The organism is Maritimimonas sp. 2304DJ26-3 (assembly GCF_056591635.1).
In genome coordinates this window covers 272,748-293,380 of record NZ_JBWQOK010000001.1, presented here as the reverse complement: position 1 = coordinate 293,380, position 20,633 = coordinate 272,748, and the positions used below count along the sequence as shown (strand labels likewise).

Annotated in this window: 14 protein-coding genes; 3 read left to right on the top strand and 11 right to left on the bottom strand. The window is 34.3% G+C overall.

Features of this window, described 5'->3' with window-relative positions:
* Positions 1-3: 3 nt before the first annotated feature.
* From ruvA to AC1EUV_RS01310, 11 genes are all read right to left on the bottom strand, one after another.
* The gene (gene ruvA, locus AC1EUV_RS01360) at positions 4-585 is read right to left on the bottom strand and encodes a Holliday junction branch migration protein RuvA (protein WP_480196859.1); all 582 of its coding nucleotides are present in this window, start codon (positions 583-585) and stop codon (positions 4-6) included.
* Between the two features lie 107 nt (positions 586-692).
* Positions 693-2,966 (bottom strand): NADP-dependent malic enzyme, encoded by a 2,274-nt coding sequence (locus tag AC1EUV_RS01355; RefSeq protein WP_480196858.1) that lies wholly within the window; start codon positions 2,964-2,966, stop codon positions 693-695.
* Positions 2,967-3,021: 55 nt separating this feature from the next.
* The gene (gene queG / locus AC1EUV_RS01350) at positions 3,022-3,945 is read right to left on the bottom strand and encodes a tRNA epoxyqueuosine(34) reductase QueG (protein WP_480196857.1); all 924 of its coding nucleotides are present in this window, start codon (positions 3,943-3,945) and stop codon (positions 3,022-3,024) included.
* A gap of 297 nt (positions 3,946-4,242) precedes the next feature.
* Positions 4,243-4,722, bottom strand: a complete 480-nt coding sequence (locus AC1EUV_RS01345; protein ID WP_480196856.1) for a hypothetical protein — start codon at positions 4,720-4,722, stop codon at positions 4,243-4,245.
* A gap of 62 nt (positions 4,723-4,784) precedes the next feature.
* Positions 4,785-5,450 carry a hypothetical protein gene (locus AC1EUV_RS01340; RefSeq protein ID WP_480196855.1) on the bottom strand — a complete coding sequence of 222 codons (666 nt, stop codon included), beginning with the start codon at positions 5,448-5,450 and terminating at the stop codon, positions 4,785-4,787.
* A 76-nt stretch (positions 5,451-5,526) separates the two neighbouring features.
* Entirely contained in the window at positions 5,527-6,489 is a 963-nt protein-coding gene (locus AC1EUV_RS01335) for an alpha/beta fold hydrolase (RefSeq protein ID WP_480196854.1), read from the bottom strand.
* Positions 6,490-6,591: 102 nt separating this feature from the next.
* On the bottom strand, positions 6,592-7,656 hold the full coding sequence (locus AC1EUV_RS01330; protein WP_480196853.1) for a class I SAM-dependent methyltransferase: 1,065 nt from the start codon (positions 7,654-7,656) through the stop codon (positions 6,592-6,594).
* A 172-nt stretch (positions 7,657-7,828) separates the two neighbouring features.
* Positions 7,829-11,917: a hybrid sensor histidine kinase/response regulator transcription factor gene (locus AC1EUV_RS01325; RefSeq protein ID WP_480196852.1), complete on the bottom strand. Its 4,089-nt coding sequence runs from the start codon at positions 11,915-11,917 to the stop codon at positions 7,829-7,831.
* 183 nt (positions 11,918-12,100) lie between these two features.
* Positions 12,101-12,706, bottom strand: coding sequence for a hypothetical protein (locus AC1EUV_RS01320; RefSeq protein ID WP_480196851.1), 606 nt, complete (start codon positions 12,704-12,706; stop codon positions 12,101-12,103).
* Positions 12,707-12,839: 133 nt separating this feature from the next.
* Positions 12,840-13,862 (bottom strand): Holliday junction branch migration DNA helicase RuvB, encoded by a 1,023-nt coding sequence (gene ruvB / locus AC1EUV_RS01315; protein ID WP_480196850.1) that lies wholly within the window; start codon positions 13,860-13,862, stop codon positions 12,840-12,842.
* A 75-nt stretch (positions 13,863-13,937) separates the two neighbouring features.
* Positions 13,938-14,336 carry an SPOR domain-containing protein gene (locus AC1EUV_RS01310; protein ID WP_480196849.1) on the bottom strand — a complete coding sequence of 133 codons (399 nt, stop codon included), beginning with the start codon at positions 14,334-14,336 and terminating at the stop codon, positions 13,938-13,940.
* Between the two features lie 223 nt (positions 14,337-14,559).
* On the opposite strand from AC1EUV_RS01310, the gene AC1EUV_RS01305 reads away from it, so the two are divergent.
* From AC1EUV_RS01305 to nrfD, 3 genes are read left to right on the top strand one after another with little or no spacing between them, the layout of a single operon-like run.
* Complete coding sequence (locus tag AC1EUV_RS01305) at positions 14,560-15,768, top strand: c-type cytochrome (protein ID WP_480196848.1); 1,209 nt, start codon at positions 14,560-14,562, stop codon at positions 15,766-15,768.
* Positions 15,769-15,818: 50 nt separating this feature from the next.
* Positions 15,819-18,878: a TAT-variant-translocated molybdopterin oxidoreductase gene (locus tag AC1EUV_RS01300; protein WP_480196847.1), complete on the top strand. Its 3,060-nt coding sequence runs from the start codon at positions 15,819-15,821 to the stop codon at positions 18,876-18,878.
* A gap of 19 nt (positions 18,879-18,897) precedes the next feature.
* Complete coding sequence (gene nrfD, locus AC1EUV_RS01295; protein ID WP_480197538.1) at positions 18,898-20,631, top strand: NrfD/PsrC family molybdoenzyme membrane anchor subunit; 1,734 nt, start codon at positions 18,898-18,900, stop codon at positions 20,629-20,631.
* Positions 20,632-20,633: the final 2 nt, after the last annotated feature.

The window sequence follows — 20,633 nt, the reverse complement described above, 5'->3', positions numbered from 1 at the left end:
TAGTTACAAGTTTTTAAGTGCTTGCTTAATGATGTTTTCAAGACTTATACTTGGTGACTCTTGGATAATCTTTTGAACCAGTTTATCTACCTGTTTTCTAGAGAAGCCAAGAACCTCTAAAGCAGATAACGCTTCTTCTTTAATAGTATTGTTAGATTTAACAGTATCTTCAGAGATTTCGTAGGTTTTTAAAATCTTATCTTTAAGATCAACAATTACACGTTGCGCAGTTTTAGCACCAATGCCTTTTACAGATTGAATAACACCAACATCTTCTGAAGCAATGGCTTGTTGAATTTGCTCAGATGTCATCGAAGATAACATGGTTCTTGCAGTACTTGGACCTACACCAGAAACAGAAACTAATAGTTTAAAAATTTCACGTTCAGTTTTATCTGCAAAGCCAAATAAGGTATGTGCATCTTCGCGTATAGATAAGTGTGTATAAAGCATTACAGCTTCACTGTCAGGAATTTTTGAAAAAGTATTTAGCGAAATATTTAGAAAATATCCAACACCATTACATTCAACAATTGCGTACGTAGGATTCTTTTCAACTAGCTTTCCTCTTAAATGAGTGATCATTAATCAGTAAAATTTAGTAACTAAAAAAATTAGTTAATTACAAAAGTAGTTTTACGCCATATATGAATGTTCAGTAATTTATCAACTACAAATAAAACAAATTTTAATTAAAGTTTAGCCTTTTCTTGAGCATCAATTACAGCAACTGCTGTCATGTTTACCATTTCATCAACACTGGCGCCTAGTTGCAAGATATGAGCGGGCTTTTTTAAGCCTAACATAATCGGCCCGATAGATTCGGCTTCGTACAATTCTTTCATCATTTTGTAAGTGATATTCGCCGAATCTAAATTAGGAAATATCAATACATTCGCTTTTTTATCTACCAATTTTGAGAAAGGAAATTCTTTCTTCAGTAATTCTGGATTTAAAGCAAAATCTGCTTGAATTTCACCATCTATAACCACGTTTGGGTGATTACGATGAATATATTTAATCGCATCTGCTATTTTTTCTGAGTTTTCGGTTTGAGAAGCTCCGAAGTTAGAATAGGATAACATTGCAATATTTGGTTTAATTCCAAATATTTTTGCAAGTGCCGCTGTTAATTGTGAAATTTTTGCGAGTTGTTTAGCATTCGGATTAATATTAATAGTTGTATCTGCTAAAAATATTGGGCCGCGTTTTGTTAACATGAGGTTCGAAGCCGCAACACGATTTACACCTTTTGTCATTCCTATCAACTCTAAAATGGGTTTTACAACAGTTGCATAATTACGCGTGTATCCAGTAATTAATGCGTCAGCTTCTCCCTCATTAACCATCATCGCAGCAAAATAATTACGCTCACGCATCCATTTTTGAGCATCTAATAATTTAATACCTTTTCGTTGACGTGACTTCCAGTACTTTTCTGCAAAACGATTTCTTCGATCTTTTTCTTCAGGTGTTTTAGGATCAATAATCTCTACTTCACCAGTAAAACCAATTTCATCTTTAAGCTCTAAAATTGTTTCATGATCGCCAAGCAAGATTGGTTTGCCAATGCCTTCATCATGCACTATTTGTGCAGCTTTTAATACATCTAAATGATCCGCTTCAGCGAAAACCACTCTTTTAGGATCAGCTTTTGCTCTATTGTGTAATAGGCGAACAACTTTACTACCCGTGCCAAGACGTTCCATCAGCTCATCACGATAAGCCTGCCAATCTGAAATTGGTTCGGTTGCGACTCCAGAATCCATAGCAGCTTTGGCAATAGCGGGTGGAATTTCATAGATCAATCTTGGGTCAAATGGTTTGGGAATAATATATTCTTTACCAAACGCCAAACTCACTTCATCATAAACAATATTTACTTGTTCAGGGACAGGAGTTTTTGCTAAATCAGCTAAAGCAAGAACTGCCGCCATCTTCATTTCTTCATTAATAGCAGTAGCACGCACATCTAAAGCTCCTCGAAATATAAATGGGAACCCTAAGACATTATTTACTTGATTTGGGTGATCTGAACGGCCAGTTGCCATAATAATATCATCGCGAGTTTTAATAGCTAAATCATAAGCAATTTCTGGATCTGGATTTGCCATGGCGAATACAATGGGATTTTTACCCATAGATTTTATCATTTCTTGACTTACAATATTCCCTTGTGATAATCCTATAAAAACATCAGCATCTTTCATAGCTTCTTCTAAAGTGCTTACGTTTTTATTTGTGGCAAATTCAGCTTTAGAAGGCATTAAATTTTCTCTATCAGACCTTATAACTCCTTTGCTGTCGAGCATCACAATATTCTTAGGATTAGCACCTAATTTTATATATAGTTTAGTGCATGAAACAGCGGCAGCTCCTGCACCACTCACTACAATTTGTACTTTAGAAATGTCTTTTTTGGCTATTTCACAAGCATTTCTTAAGGCAGCGGCCGAAATAATGGCTGTGCCATGTTGATCATCATGCATTACCGGAATGTCTAATTCTTCCTTTAGACGACGTTCAATTTCGAAGGCTTCAGGCGCTTTAATATCTTCTAAATTTATACCACCAAAAGTAGGAGCAATCGCCTTTACCGTTTCAACGAATTTATCAACATCGGTAGCGTCAACTTCTATATCAAAAACATCAATATCAGCAAAAATTTTAAAAAGTAAGCCCTTGCCTTCCATTACGGGTTTTGAAGCTTCAGGCCCGATATTTCCGAGTCCTAAAACCGCAGTACCGTTAGAAATTACCGCTACTAAATTACCTTTAGATGTGTATTTATATACATCTTTTTTATTGTCTGCTATTGCTAGGCAAGGTTCAGCAACTCCGGGAGAATATGCTAAAGATAGATCACGCTGAGTAGCATATTTTTTTGTTGGTAATACCTGAATTTTTCCTGGTTTTGGCTTTGCATGATATTCTAAAGCCTCGCGTTTCTGCTTGCTGCCGCTCATTGAAAAGTATTAGAGTTAGTAATACAAAGGTAAAAGGTTTGATTTAAAGTGAAAATTATTCTTTTAAAAATTGAATGTTTCGTTTTAAACCAGAAAATTTAGTGCGCTTTACTGCGGATTTTTTGAAAACTTTTTTAAACACATCTTCTGTTATTTCTTCCCAGTCTTTTTTTGTCATTGAAAGTAATTCAGGATGAGGATTAAATAATGGTTCGTTGTGAGGTTTTGAAAACCGATTCCATGGGCATACGTCTTGGCAAACATCGCAACCGAACATCCAATTGTCAAATTTTCCTTTGTATGACGTTGGAAGTTCATCTTTTAATTCAATAGTAAAATAGGATATACATTTACTACCATCAACTACATAAGGTTCAACAATAGCTTGTGTTGGGCAAGCGTCTATACAAGCAGTACAAGTGCCGCAATGATCTGTGGTAGGGGTATCGTACTCCAACTCTAAGTCAATAATTAGCTCGGCAATAAAATAAAAAGAACCCACTTGTTGGGTGAGTAGATTACTGTGTTTACCAATCCAACCTAAACCAGATTTTGCTGCCCAAGCTTTGTCTAAAACTGGTGCAGAATCAACAAATGCTCTGCCGTGGACTTCACCAATTTCTTCTTGAATATTATTTAGTAATTCTTTGAGTTTATCTTTAATGACAAAATGATAATCGAAGCCGTAAGCATATTTAGATAGTTTATAACTATTATCAGTTTGTTGTTCGCTGGGGTAATAATTGTACAATAGTGAGATTACAGATTTTGAGCCTTCAACTAGTTTTGTTGGATCAAGACGTTTATCAAAATGATTCTCCATATACTGCATTTCGCCATGCATATTTTGGTTCAACCATTTTTCTAATCGAGGGGCTTCTTCTTCCAGAAATTCAGCTTTAGAAATACCACATGATAAAAATCCGAGGCGTTTAGCTTCGGATTTTATAATGTCTGCATGTTGCTGCTTCTTATTCACGGTATAAATTTACGACTATTTAATTTTTTAAGTCTCTAATGATTTTAAGAAGTTTTTATTGTTGTTTATTGGATAGTTCTTGTAGCATTACAATATTCATCCCCGACTTCATAACTATCACTGGTGATAGTGTCATATCTAATTGAACCATCATTAAGCTCTACTGTTAAGTGATAAGAAATTACAGTACTAATTAGACTGTAGCTTATAGAAATGTCGGTTATAGTTCCACAAGGAATGTCTGAGTCTTTTGTGCATCCAAAACATATAATTAGGTAAAAAATAATTCCATATGTACTATTTTTCATAATTGATAGTTTTTCTAAATTCATTCCATCTATCAATTTCCCCATTAATAGAATAATGATTTGATTTCTTAAAGAGAGAACTTATTCCGCCAACGGCTGCTCCAATAGTACTACCAAAAATTCCTAAAATAGCAGTAGATTCTCCATCGGCAGCACCAAAAAGCCCATCACCTGAACTTTCTAAAGCAATCCCATAAACTACACCGATAGATGCTCCTACAGTTGAACCAATAAGAACATTGTTTCCAGCTGAATGCTTAGTCTTTACATAGTTTATGTCGTTTACCCTAATCTCTAATAAATTTTTACCTTTTTTAAGTGTTAAAATACTGTCTGAAAGAGATATTATTTTTCCTTTTGCTATTTTTTTACCTTGAAAATCATAAACTCTTAAAAAAAGATTATTTTGTTCTTGGGCATAGCTTGTGATGCCTATAAGAAGTATAATGGATAATATGAGAATTTTCATAACATTTATTTTGCTTTAATAATACAGAGAACCCATAGAAGAATTCTCTGTATTAAAATTATCTAACTTAAAGGAACACGATGTAATGCAGCTTCAAAATCTACACAATCTCCCACAGATTCAAAGTCACCACTAAAAGGAGGTATTGCCGGTGAACCTGGTGTACAACCACCAAGATAAGTATTGATTTGTTCATTAATAATACCTGGAATTGCAGGGCCGTGGTCTCGTAATACTGCATGAATTTCTGCGTCAAAAGTATTCCCCTTCAATAGACCTCCAGCGCTTGGGAGACCAAAAACATCTTCGTTTACTGAGCCTGAAATATCCCCAGCTTTCAAATGTGCTGAGAAGTTACCTTTTCCATTATTACCAACTACATGACCAGAGCCATAAATTACTTCTAGCCCAACATTAGCAAAATTTGGAAAATCTTGATCAATACATGAGCCTGGTGTGATACAATTTTCAGGATTATTCCAAACTACCAACCATAACGTATAAGCATTTCCTGGTTTTAACCCAGTAGTTTTATAATTTACAGTTACACCATTATTGCTACGGTGAATTGTAGAAGTACCTCTTATGGTACCATCATACCTAAAAATATCTTCAGTAGATTTATTAGCCTTTTTAAGGCTAGAAGAAGTGTCAATCACGTCTTCTTGAGTACAAGAAAAGAATATTAAGGCCATTATTAGTGTACCTAATTTCATTAAATTTTTCATAATAAAGTTTTTAAAAGATTTAGTTTAAGGGTCTAATCAAGAAACATTTAAGTTTCAGGTAAAGATCAATTCGCAATTATTTAGCTTTATGTCTATCTATAAAATCGAGAGCCATTTTATTAAACTCAATTGGGTTTTCATATTCTAAACCATGAGAAGCATTTGAGAGAGTTTTAAGTTCACTTTTGTCTATGCATGAAGCTAGTACGTCAGTTATTACTGTTAACACCTTTGGAGATCTATCTCCTTTTATAAGTAATGTTGGGGTCTTTAGCTTTTTAATATCATCACAACTTAGTGGAGGGAAAGGATTTTCAGTTAAAATAACGCCTCTAAGCCCAAATGCGTTATCCATCATTAAATTTTTTTGTTCTTGAGACGCTTTAGAGTAATACAAACTATCATTTAAAACACCTCCGATAAATAATTCTACAGCTTTTTCATTGTTATTGTTTTTAAAGGCTTCAGCAGTTGGAATTAAAGTGTTTATAACAAAGTCATTTCCAATTTTTTCTCCATTAGGAATATTTTGAAGTAATGACATTACTGGAGGTTCTCCAAGGGTAAGGCTACGTATTAATTCTGGATGTTCAAGAGCTGTCATTAAAGTTGTATAGCCTCCATAAGAGTGCCCCACCAAATGAACAGGGCCAAGATTGAGTGTTTTTAAAAACTCTGCAAGATCTTTTGAATGAGGAGTAACGCTATAATCATTTGACTCATTTGCTTCTTGCTTGTTCGGATGGGCGTAACGTCTGCTAATAGCAATAACTCTATACTTTTTAGAAAAGTCATCCATCTGTGCCTCCCAAGTTCGATAATCACCTACACCACCATGCACAAAAACCACAGGTTCGCCTTTCCCAATATCTAAATAGTTAATAATGTAATCGTTAACTAGAACAGATTTTAGTTTTGGTGTGGTTGCAGTTTCCTCCACTTGCGAATTCTGTTCAACTGCAGTTGCTTGCTTTTTTTTGCAACTACCCATTAGTACTAATAGACCAAAGATTAATGCAGCTATCATTTTTGTTTTCATAATTGAATAGTTTTAAATAAGTATCAAAATAGCATAAGTATTACTAGAATAAATTTCTTCATAATATTATTTGTATTGTATCTAACATTTTTATTAACTAAATTATGGTCTTGCCTCTAAGATTAAATTAAACGGTGTTTCTGTGGCTCTTCTAAAATGATTGAAACCACTGGTTATAGCCACTTCTCTTAGCCTTTTTTCTCCAGCTTGAGCACCGAGAGCTAGGCCTACTTCTTGACTCATAGAATTAGGTGTACATAACAATGTTGAGAATGAGTAGAATGCTCTTCCAACAGGATTTATATTTTCCTTTAAAGTGTCATTTGCAAAAGGTTCAACAATCATACATGTACCATCTGGTTTCAAGGAATTTTTAACATGTCTGCAAGCTCCTTCAGGATCTCCCATATCATGCAAACAATCAAAAAAGCATACCAAATCGTAGTCATTACCAGTAAAGTCTTTGGCAGTTGCTACTTGAAAAGAAATATTATTTAAGTCTGATTCTCTGGCGTGGGCCGTAGCATGATCTATAGAGCCTTGGTGAAAGTCGAAACCTATAAACTCTGAATTAGGAAATGCTTTTGCCATAATCATTGTAGAAGCGGCATGACCGCAACCTATGTCAGCTACTTTTGCGCCACTCTCTAATTTTTCTATAACACCATCTAAAGCAGGCAACCAGGTTTGAACCAAATTAGAAGCATAAGATGGTCTAAAGAATTTTTCTGTACCACAGAACAAGCAACTATGATGATCGCCCCAAGAAACTCCATTGCCAACTTTAAAATCTTTTTCCATAGTCGGTACATCGTGGTACATAGAAGAAATAGCATAATATGCACCAGTCATTAAAACAGGGCTGTCTGAGTTACTAAACACAAAAGCTTGCTCGGGTGAAAGTGAGAACATTTCATTAGCTTCATCGTATTCAACATAACCAGATGCAGCATGAGCTGACAACCATTCTCTTAAATATCTTTCATTAACACCAGATGCAGCCGCTAATTCGGTAGAGGTAGCTTTGCCCTCTTTTTCCATAATTTTATAAATACCCAATTTATCTCCAATAATAATTAGTGGACCAATAGCAGCGGCTCCCATCTCGGTAACCATTTTACCTAATAAGGTGTTTAACTTATTTTCGTTTATTTCTAATGTTTCCATTTCTGTAATATTAAAAGATGAATAATAATTTTACCGCAAGCTAGATATGGGAGTTAGGAAGCGCTTTTACCTATTTGTTTATTTGTAGAAGTATTTGTGCAAGAGGCATAAATGTCTAGCACTATTTTGTCATGATGGTGAAATGAAGTGTGATTAACTATCTGATTGATAATTATTTGTGTATTGCACTTGGCCTGCTGCCAAATTCTTCCTTAAATGCTCTACTAAACCATGATGGATCGTTAAAACCAACTTCGTAAGCAATTTCAGAAACAGATTTTTGTGTAGTTTGAAGTAGCTCTTTTGCTTTTTCTAAACGCACAGAACGAATAAAAACAGCCGTTGATTTTCCGGTAATGGCTTTTAACTTTCGGTAAATTTGAGATTCACTTAATCGAAGTTTTTGTGCAATATGTCTTGAGCCAAAAGTATGATCATCAATTTCATCATGTATAGTTTTAATAACTTTTTGAAGAAATTTTGTTTCAGGATTCTCCTCTTTTGAATTTACGATTTGCGAAAATTTATTTTTGGCAAAATTTTGCGTCATGCGTTTACGTAAAAGAATAAGTTGATCTAACCTAGTTAATAATTCAGCTTTAAAAAATGGTTTGGTTAAATAGGCATCGGCACCGTGTTCTAACCCTTTAAGTCTATCTTTTTTTGAAGCTTTTGCCGTTAGTAAAATAACAGGTATATGATCTGTTCGTTCGTCAGTTTTTAATATGTTGCAGACTTCATAGCCATCTTTGCCGGGCATCATTATATCGCAAATAATAATATCGGGTATTTTTTCAAAGGCTTTTTCTAACCCCTTATTGCCATTATTGGCAAAAAGACAATGGTATTTATTTTGTAGACAAAGTTTTAAATAATAAACTACATCTTTATTATCTTCTATAATCAAGGCCTTTGGTAGATTGGTATCTTTATCAAAAAGTTGTAAAGACCACTCTTGATCATTGTTAGTATTTGCTACATGATTAATAGGTTGGTTAATTTTTTTAGTAACAGTTGTGGCGTTATTAGTGATAGGAACTGTTACGGTAAATTCGGTTCCCTTTCGTTCATTACTGCTAACCGTAATAGAGCCACTCATATGTTCTACCAATTCTTTAGTTAGTGCCAACCCAATCCCAGTGCCTTTACCAGCTTTAGAAAAAGCGTTTTCTACCTGATAAAAACGATCAAAAATATGAGGCAATGCTTTTGCAGGAATACCAATACCATTGTCTTTTACTTTGATTATTAGAAACTCCTCATTATCCACTATTTCTTTTTTTGTGTGAAAAATGATCTTCTCGTAATTAAGGGAAAACTTAATAGCATTTGATAATAAATTAGATACTACAATTTGCAGTTTGTTATCATCAAAATCCATCATTAACTCATCTTGTTCAGTATAAATAACAATTTCGATGTTGGAAGTTTTTGCTAATGATTGGAAACTTTCGCATACATACCTTAAAAAAGGAATAATATCTGCCTGTATTAAACTTAATTCTATAGTGCCACTATCAACTTTGCTTAGCCCTAATAGTTGATTTACCAATTGTAAAAGATCCTTACCGTTGCGCTCAATGATCTCTAATCCGTCATTAGCAGTATTATATTTATGCTCTTTTAAATCTATTTTTATAGTATCTGCTAGTCCTAAGATTACCGTAAGTGGAGTTCTAAACTCATGCGTAATATTGGTATATAAATTACTTTTAAGTGTGTTTAATTCTTTGAGTTTTGCACTTTCGGCTACCGCTAATTTTCTAGAAATTTGAAACTTATAAAAATAATAGCCAAGCGATAAAATTACACCAGCGTAAAGCAAATAAGCCCACCAGGTTGCCCACCACGGGGGTAGAATGACTAAACTCATTTCAAGAGGTTTTTGATTCCATTCTTTCCCTCTAGAAAACCCATTGATCTGTAGTGTGTAATTACCGGGTTTTAGGTTTAAGAACTGTACTTCTGGGTCTTTTATAAAATTCCAAGTATCATCAGTTGGTAATAATTTATAAGCAAACTCAATATTTTTATGAATGCGGAAATCTTTAGAAGAATATTCTAAATAAAATGGAAATTGATTATACTTAAAGGTTAGTTCTTTTGCTTTTAATAAAGGAGCATTCAATATGCTTTTATAACCGTTATTATAATTTATTTCTTCATTTTTAATACGTAGTTGAGAGAAATAAAGAGGCTTTGGACTATCGATGTTTTCTAATTCTAAAGGATTAAAATGCGTTACACCGCCAATACCACCCATATATACATTACCCTCTTGGTCTTTAAATTTTGCATGAATATCGAATTCTTTGCTTTGTATGCCGTCTTCTATTCCATAATGAGAGAAAACCTCATTTTCTGTATCGAATCTAACTAAACCGTTATTAGTGCCAAGCCAAATATTGCCATAATCGTCTTCTTGTACTGTGTAAACAACTGCGTTAGGAAATTGATCTTGCTCTGCCCAAGATTTAAATTCATTATTGCCTAAAAAAAGGTTTAGACCATGTCTTGTACCTAACCATATGCGATCCTTTTTATCGATTAAAATATCATAAACTGAGTTATGAGATATTGGATTTTGAGAATCTGAAGTTTTGTAATAGTTTTCAAATTTTGGATCGTTATAGTTGTTATCTGAAAAACGAAGTTTAGTTAAACCGCCTTGAGAACCAATAAAAATAGTATTTTCTTTATCTACTGTAATAGTGTGAATAAAATCATTCTTCAATGAATTTTGATTGTTTCCATCATTCTTATATCTAGTTATTTTGACATTTCCAGACCTGTCCATTTCTAGACGAAAAATTCCATGTCCATAAGTGGCACCCCAAACATTATTGTTTTTATCTAAAACAAGATCTTTTAAGAAATCTGCATTTATTGAATTTTTATCGTTAGGATTTTGATGGAATACTCTAAACATAGGATTCTCAGGATCAAAATCTTTTAAGTCAATCATATTAAGACCTCTGGTTGTTGCTAACCACATTCTTTGATTATCTTCATCTTTAACAATTGCCCTTACTACAGCACCTGAGATACTTGTAGGATTATTTTCGTCTTCAGTTATAAAGTAAACTTTATCATCTTTAATTAAATTGAGCCCTCCATCTGAAGTACCTATCCATAAACCATGTTCATCCTTAAAAATTGAAAAAATAACATTATCATTAAGAAGGTGTTTTCCTCGCTGATCTTTTGAAATATTTTTAAAATAAAGCGGGTTAAAATCTATTAAGTTTAAATAGTTTGCTGTACCTATAAGTAATTGTTTGTCGGATAATTTTAATAAAGATTGAACAGTATTATTGCTGAGACCAATACCGTTTTCTAAATATTGTATTTTTTGGAGTACCTTACCTTGTAACCAATCAAATATATAGACTCCATTACCTGTTGCTATCCAAACAGAATTAGTATCATGTTCTAAAAAATCTAAAACATGCTTGGTTTTAAAAATACCGGACTCCTCAAGTTCTATTAATTCTACTTTTTGAGTATTATAATCATAGACAAAGAAGCCAAAATCACTTCCAATAAGCAAATTATTACCAGTATTGTAAAAAGATTGTACGTGTCCTTTGACCACAGCTTCAATCTGATCTTCAGAAGGAATATCTTTTTTAGGATTTATTTTATAAATATTTCCTTGATAAGTACCAGCCCACAGAAAACCTTGTTCGTCAAATAATAAAGCACTTAAAGCCTGATTTTTTAAATAATTGGTTTGTGCGAAAGTGCCATCTTCTTTGTATTGAAGGCGATGAAGACCAGAAATACGTGAGGCTATCCACACAACTCCTTCATTATCGATGGCAAGTGCAGAAATTATCTCATTTTCATCATTAGAATTTTCTAATTGTATTCTTTGAAAGGTGCCAAGATTCGGATTAAAATAATTGAGACCATTGCCAATAGTTCCAACCCAAATATTTCCTTTAGAATCTTCAAGCAGTTTATTTACAAGGTTGCCAGAGATTGAAGTAGAGTCTGATTCTATGTACTTATAATGCTTGAATTCATTACCATCAAATCTATTAAGACCATCTTGCGTAGCTATCCAAACAAAACCTGATTTATCCAGTAATAAATCATTTGATGAAACTTGAGACATTCCGTCTTCAAGCGTGAAGTATTTAATTCTTAAGCTATCATTATCTTGAAATGTAGAACTATATACTATAGAAGAAATAAAGTATAAACTTAAAATAAAAGGTAAGCGTAACTTGTTTATGTAAGAATAAAGAAGGTTCACCTGTAGCTGATTTTTAGTTCTAAGCTATAAGGCTATAGTATAGTTTGTTATATAGCTTTTGTTCCATTAAAGTTAAGAATAAATTAATAAAAGTGATTTTTGGTCGGATATGTATACTTTTTTGAACAAAAAAGACTGTTTAAAAAACAGTCTTTTATATGATAATTAAAAGCTCTTAAAAACTTAATTTAATGTAGGATCACTGGCTGGTACCAAGGGATTTGTATGGTGAAAAACACCCATAGGATTTTCTAAGCCAACCCATGCATGTAAGGTATAGCCGCTGGCGCCACAATTAACTTCCCACTCATCCTGATCTCCAATAAAGCTATTAGGTACTGGTACTTCTCCATTGTCAACACAGAAAGGAGGTGCTAATCCTGGAATAGGCACTAAATACTCGGCAGCACCAAAGATCATATTGCCTTCTTCATCTCTATGATATACTAAGATTTCGGGCTCTAATAAGTTAAACTCACCATTAACTTTGTTTGGATTAAGATAGTGGTATCCCATATTAGGTACGTACATATCTGGTGGCGGACCTACTAATTGTGTGTAGCCTTGTGCTTGTGCTACTTGAAAATTGTGAAAGCGTCTCATCTTTTTCTTTAAGAAAGCAACCTGTTCTTGCCAAGTTGTTAAACGATCAATATTGGCTGCTTTTTCTTCAGTTAAAATTTCGCTTTCAGATTCTGAAGAACATGATAAGAATGTAAAGCCAATTAGCATAATTGCGATTGTGCTTACTACTAAGTTCTTAAAAATGTTTGTCTTTGAATTTTTCATAACATGAGTTATTAGTTAATAAAATAGTTATGTCAAAATTCTGAAGAATGTTTTCGCTCGAATAGAAGGGAGGTCACAAATGCTAACACTTACGTTGCATTAAACATAAAATATAGAATTTAGGTATTGAAATTTAAAACAATCCACCTTGGCCACCAGTTTTAATCCGTCCTAAATGTTTGTAGGCAGATTCGGTAGCTTCACGACCTCGAGGTGTACGCATAATAAAACCTTCTTGAATTAAAAAAGGTTCATATACTTCCTCTATGGTTTCAGCATTTTCACCTACAGCAGTGGCAAGTGTAGAAATACCAACTGGTCCTCCTTTAAATTTATCTATGATGGTTGAAAGGATTTTATTATCCATTTCATCTAATCCATGTGCATCAACATTTAAGGCCTTTAAAGCGTATTTGGCAATTTCTATATTAATATTTCCATCACCTTTTATTTGAGCAAAATCACGTACTCTTCGAAGTAATGCGTTTGCAATTCTTGGTGTACCGCGGCTTCTGCCAGCAATTTCTATGGCAGCTTCCATAGATATAGGTACGTTAAGAATTTTTGCACTACGTTGAACAATTGTTGTAAGCAAATCAGTTTTATAATAATGCAATCTGCTGCTAATACCAAAACGAGCTCGCATAGGAGCGGTTAACAATCCTGATCTAGTAGTAGCACCAACTAATGTGAACGGCTCTAAATTGATTTGGACTGTTCTTGCATTGGGCCCAGATTCGATCATGATATCGATCTTGTAATCTTCCATGGCGGAGTACAGGTATTCCTCTACTATTGGACTAAGACGATGAATTTCATCTATGAACAAAACATCACGTTCACCAAGGTTTGTGAGCAGTCCTGCTAAATCGCCAGGCTTATCTAAAACAGGACCAGAAGTTACTTTAATGTTTGCATTTAATTCGTTACTTAAGATATGAGCAAGCGTGGTTTTACCTAATCCAGGAGGTCCATGAAACAGTGTGTGGTCTAACGCTTCTTCACGTTGATTTGCTGCTTCTACAAATATTTTTAAATTTTCAAGTACTTGTTCTTGACCAGTAAAATCATCAAAACTTAGTGGACGTAGTTTTCTTTCGATATCTAATTCTTCGCTAGAATAATCTTCACTCGAAGGATTTAAATGCTCATTCATGAAAACAAATATATATGAAAATAAAAAAGCATCCTTAATTTTTAAGGATGCTTTTTGTTTTAATTTTAAAAGATATTAGATTTTAATTTTTGCAGGTACGATAATGGCACTAGGAAATCCTTCTTTGATTTCTACTAGCGAACGATCTGCCTCTAATCTGGTTTTATATGATCCCACCCAAACTTTCCAGTAAGGCGAGTGAAATTTTAATTCAGAACTGATGTCAATGAACGATGTTTTAAATTTATCTCTTACATCTATAGCTGCATTTTCTGAGCCATAGAATAATTGAATTTTATAGCCTTTAACATATTTAAGACTTTTGTTATAGGCTCTCTTCATATCAATTAATTGCTTGATGCTTTGGCTGCTTTCAATCTTTATGGTTCCTTCACTTTGCGCAAAGCAACTAACGGTAAAAATTAATGTAAATATTGTTAAAAGAAACCTGTATTTAAGAGTTAACTTTCTCATTATGAATGATTATTTATGCAAAAATAAAACTTTGATTTTAGCTATTTAAAAAAACAGCTTATTTAGAATTATTATAAATTACATTTAACATTATTTTTGGATTTTGTGTAATGCATATAAATAGTATTTTTGTCAAATCTTTTGACCAGACCTAATTGTGTTTTTACGCCACTGGTATTAAAGAAAAAATCGTACCAAACAAGACAGAAATATACATTATAATATGAAAAGTGTGCATAAACACAATCAAACCTTAAGATTATTCCTTTCAAGTCTTACACTACTTTTACTTTTTTCACTTCAGCTTTCAGCACAAGAAATTGATTCTACTCAGGTTAGAACGGGTAAAAAAATATTCAATGCTAATTGTGCTTCTTGTCATAAGTTAGAGGGTACATTAATTGGACCCGCGTTAGGTGAGATAGAAGATAGAAGAACCAATGAGTGGTTAAAAGCTTGGATTAAAGATAATGCTGCTTTAAGAGCTAGTGGAGATGCAGATGCAATTGATATTTTTAACGAATACAATGGCTCGGTAATGACAGCGTTTCCTCAGTTATCTGATGATGATATTGATGCAATTTTAGCGTATACAACTTATGGTGATGTAGATAAAAAGGTTGTTACAACGACGGACGGAGATGTTGTTGAAGAAGAACCTTCTACAGCATGGATGACTTATATTGTTCTTTTTGTATTACTACTATTAACATTGTGGGTATATCTTAAAAGTAATAATGAATTCTTAAAGTTAGTGACAACTATTGCATTATTGTTGGCAACGGCCTATTATGGATATGGAGCGTTGATGAGTATCGGTGTAGACGAGGGTTATCAGCCAATTCAACCAATTGCTTTTTCACATAAAATACATGCTGGCGAGAATAAAATAGATTGTCAATACTGTCACTCTTCGGCTAAACATAGTAAAACATCTGGTATACCATCGGTTAACGTGTGTATGAATTGTCATAAATCAATACAAGAAGTTGCTGAGGGTGCTACTGTAGAATTTAATGGAGAAACTTTAGGAAAGCCTGAATTAGATGCAGAGATTCAAAAGATATACGATGCTATTGGCTTTGATAAAGAAAAACTAGCATATATAGAAGGATATGAACAAAAGCCAGTAAAATGGACACGTGTTCACAACCTTCCAGATTTTGCATATTTCAATCACTCACAACACGTAACAGTTGGTAATTTACAGTGTCAGAAATGTCACGGTCCGGTAGAAGAAATGGATGAAGTATATCAATTTTCACCATTAACTATGGGTTGGTGTATAGAGTGTCATAAAGAAACAGAAGTTGACCTAAAAGGTAACGAATACTACGCTAAAATTCACGAAGAATTATCTAAAAAATACGGTGTAGAGAAAGTGACGGTAGCTCAGATGGGTGGTAAAGAATGTGGTAAGTGTCACTACTAGAAATTAATTTTAAGAATTAGACATTAGTCAATATAAATAGTCAATTTAATATGGCATCAAACAAGAGATACTGGAAAAGTGTTGAAGAGCTTAAAGAAGACAGCTCTATTGTTGAAAAGCTGAGACAAAACGAATTTGCAGAAAGTATTCCTACAGATGAATTTCTTGGTGATAAAGAAACTTTAGAAAAATCTGATACTTCACGTAGAGACTTTTTAAAGTATGTTGGTTTTACAACAGCTGCCGCTTCGTTAGCTGCTTGTGAAGGCCCAGTAATAAAGTCGATTCCTTATGTAGTAAAGCCAGATAATGTGGTGCCTGGAGTGCCAGATTATTATGCATCTGCTATTGCAGACGGAACTGATTTTGCTAGCGTGCTTGTAAAAGTTCGTGAAGGGCGCCCAATTAAAATTGAGCCAAATAAATTGGCAAAGACTAGTGGAGATACAAATTCAAGAGTTCAAGCTTCGGTTTTAAATTTATACGATAACAATCGTTTAAAAGGACCTAAAGCTGCTGGTAATAATGCTGATTGGACTACCTTAGATAGCGAAATAGCTGTTAAGTTGAATGCCTTGAAAGGAGGAAATCAGAAGATTGTATTCCTTACGGGAACATTAGCAAGTCCATCCACTGCAAAGCTAGTTCAAGACTTTACTGCATTATATCCTAATACAGAGCATGTTTCATATGATGCTATTTCTGAATCTGGAGCATTAGATGCTTTTGAAGCTATGTATGGTGAAAGAGCATTGCCAGATTATGATTTCAGTAAAGCAGATGTAATTGTATCTGTGGGTGCAGATTTCTTAGGAGATTGGCAAGGTGGCGGATTTGAAGTTAGTTACTCAAAAGGGCGTATTCCAAAAAATGGAAAAATGTCCCGTCATATTCAGTTTGAATCGAATATGTCATTAACAGGCGCTAATGCTGATAAAAGATATATGGTAAAACCTTCGCAACAAGCGAAAGTATTACACGATTTATATAATGCTCTTATAAATGGAGCAACTCCATCTGATGAAAACGTAGCTAAGGCGGCTGCGCAACTAAAGAAAGCTGGCAGTAAAGCCGTTGTTGTTGCCGGAGCAAATAATAAAGATGCTCAATTAGTAGCATTGGCTTTAAATAAAGCTATAGGTAGCAAGGTTATTGATACTTCTGCACCACGATATGTAAGAAGTGGTAGTGATACTAAAGTTGCTAAGCTAATAGCCGATATGAAAGCGGGTACTGTGGGTGCTGTACTTACTTATAATGCTGACCCAGCATATACATTAGCTAGCGGTGCTGAGTTCTCTGAAGCTTTAAAAAATGTTTCACTTTCTGTAGCTTTTTCATCTAGTGATGATGCTACAGCTAAGGCATCACAATATGTTGCTCCAACTCCACATTACTTAGAGGCTTGGGGAGATGTGCAAACTAAGAAAGGTCATTTCGGGTTAACACAACCAACAATTAGACCTTTACATAATACAAGACAATTTCAAGATAGTTTATTAAAATGGATTGGTTCAGGTCAATCTTACTATGATTATCTTAAAGCATATTGGACATCTAATGTTTTAGGTGGTACATCATGGAATCAAGCGCTGCATGATGGTGTGTTCGCTTCTACTGCTTCATCAGCAACAAATGATACAGCTACAGCTGAGGGAGAAGAAACTCCTGTTGTAAATGTTGCCGCTGCGCTTTCAGCTTTAGCGAATGTACAATCAGCTGAATTAGAATTAAATTTATATACCAAAACAAGTTTAGGTGATGGTAAAATGGCAAACAATCCTTGGTTGCAAGAATTGCCAGATCCAATTACGAGAACTTCTTGGGATAACTATATTACAATCTCGGCACCAGACGCTGCTAAGTATGGTATAGAGAACTGGACAGTTTCTAATGGAGCATTAGATGGTAACTTAGTAAATGTTACTGTTAATGGTGTAACTGTAGAAAATGTTCCGGCTTATATTCAACCAGGGCAAGCTCAAGGCTCTATTGGCTTTGCGCTAGGTTATGGTAGAGTAGATGGTGTTAATGATAATATGAAGATAGGTGTAGATGCTTATCCTTTATATCAGAACTTTTCAACTAATCAACCTGTAACGATTGAAAAAGTAGCAGGTAAACATGGTTTTGCTTGTGTTCAGTTACAACATACGTTGATGGGTAGAGATGAAATCATTAGAGAAACAACTTTAGCTGATTTTGTAAATAAACCAAAACACGATTGGAATCCTGCACCTCATGTTCAATTAGAGCATCAGTCAGTTGGTTTAGAGAAAGTAGATTTATGGGACAAATTTGAAGATAATGTTGGTCCTAAATTCAATTTATCGATAGACTTAGCATCTTGTACTGGTTGTGCGGCTTGTGTTGTAGCATGTCATGCAGAGAACAATGTACCTGTTGTTGGTAAAGAAGAGATACGTAAGAGTAGAGATATGCACTGGTTGCGTATTGATAGATATTATTCTTCTGAAATGACTGATGAAAGAGGTAAAGAAGAAGGTATTTTTGGTTCAGGTGAATTCTTTAATGCACAGACTGTACCATCTGATAATCCAGATGTTACTTTTCAACCAGTAATGTGTCAACATTGTAATCACGCTCCTTGCGAAACAGTTTGTCCGGTAGCGGCAACTTCACATGGTCGTCAAGGTCAAAATCAAATGGCATATAACCGTTGTGTTGGTACACGTTATTGTGCCAATAACTGTCCTTATAAAGTACGTCGTTTCAACTGGTTTAAATATTTTGATAATAACGAATTTGACTATAACATGAACAATGATTTAGGTAGAATGGTACTAAACCCGGATGTGGTAGTACGTTCTCGTGGGGTGATGGAAAAATGTTCTATGTGTATTCAAATGACACAGTCAACAATCCTTAAAGCAAAACGTGAAGGAAGACCTGTTGAAAAAGATGAGTTTGAAGTAGCATGTGCAAATGCATGTAGTACTGGTGCTATGGTATTTGGAGATGTAAATAACGAAGAGAGTAAAGTAGCACATCTTAAAGAAGATGAGAGAACATTCCACTTATTAGATTTTGTGGGTACACAGCCAAATGTGTTCTATCAATTAGATGTAAGAAATACAAACGAAGCATAATAATTAAGAATAAGATATAATTATGGGTCATTACGAAGCACCTATTAGAGAAGCAATCATTACAGGAGATAAAAGTTATCATGATATCTCTGTTGATGTGGCTAGACCTATTGAAGGAAAAGCCAATAAAAAATGGTGGATTGCCTTTATTATTTCATTAGCAGCCTTTTTATGGGGATTCGGAGCCATTGCTTATACCATCGGTACAGGTATTGGTGTTTGGGGTTTAAATAATAGAATTAACTGGGCTTGGGATATTACAAACTTCGTTTGGTGGGTTGGTATCGGTCATGCCGGAACCTTAATTTCGGCAGTACTATTATTATTCCGTCAGAAATGGAGAATGGGTATTAACCGATCAGCAGAAGCAATGACCATTTTTGCGGTTGTTCAAGCGGGTTTATTTCCATTGATTCATATGGGTCGTATCTGGGATGGTTTTTATGTATTACCAATTCCGAATCAATTAGGTGCATTGTGGGTAAATTTTAACTCACCATTATTATGGGATGTATTTGCAATCTCAACATATCTTACAGTTTCATTAGTATTCTGGTGGACAGGTTTATTACCAGATTTTGCAATGATTCGCGATAGAGCTACAAAACCTTTTCAGAAGAAAATATATAGTTTATTAAGTTTCGGATGGACTGGTAGAGCAAAAGATTGGCAACGTTTTGAAGAAGTATCATTAGTTTTAGCAGGTCTGGCAACACCATTAGTGCTTTCTGTGCATACCATTGTATCTTTTGACTTTGCCACCTCGGTAATACCTGGATGGCATAGTACAGTATATCCTCCGTACTTTGTTGCAGGAGCAGTGTTCTCTGGTTTTGCCATGGTGCAAACATTACTATTAATTATGCGTAAAGTATGTAATCTAGAGGATTATATTACTAGAGTACATGTTGAAAATATGAACAAGGTAATCTTAGTTACTGGTGGTATTGTAACTGTTGCTTATTTATCAGAATTCTTTGTTGGATGGTACACAGGTAGTAGTTACGAAGACTTTGTATATTTATCAGTAGGTGCCGCAACAGGACCTTACTGGTGGGCATTCTGGTCGTTAATTATTTGTAACTCGGTGATTCCACAATTATTTTGGTTCAAAAAAATTAGAACAAATTATATCTGGACATTTGTGATCTCAATCTTTATCAATATTGGTATGTGGTTTGAGCGTTTCGATATTATTGTAATCAATTTATCAAGAGGACATTTACCTTCCTCTTGGACACAGTTTTCACCAACATTTGTAGACATAGGTATCTTTATAGGTACTTTAGGGTTCTTCTTTGTACTATTCTTATTATATGCGAGAACATTCCCTGTAATTGCACAGGCAGAGGTAAAATCTATCTTAAAATCTACTGGTGATAATTATAAGAGAGCAAGAGAAACTGGTAAAGACGTTGTATTAGGTAATTCTTCTGCAGACTCACAATCAGATGCTGTAGAGACTGAAGAAGAATCTTCAATTATAGATGATATTTCTGATAAAGCAAGTAGCTTATTAGGTAGTATTGGTTTATTTGATGCCGATACGCAAACGGCTGATGATTTAAAGAAGATCAGCGGTGTGGGGCCAAAAATGGAAGAAACCTTAAACAAAATTGGAATCTTCACATTTGATCAGGTTAGTAAAATGACTAAAAAAGAATATGACTTGTTAGATAGTATTACAGGTTCTTTCCCTGGTAGGGCAGAACGTGATGATTGGGCAGGTCAAGCTAAAAAATTGAAATCTTAATT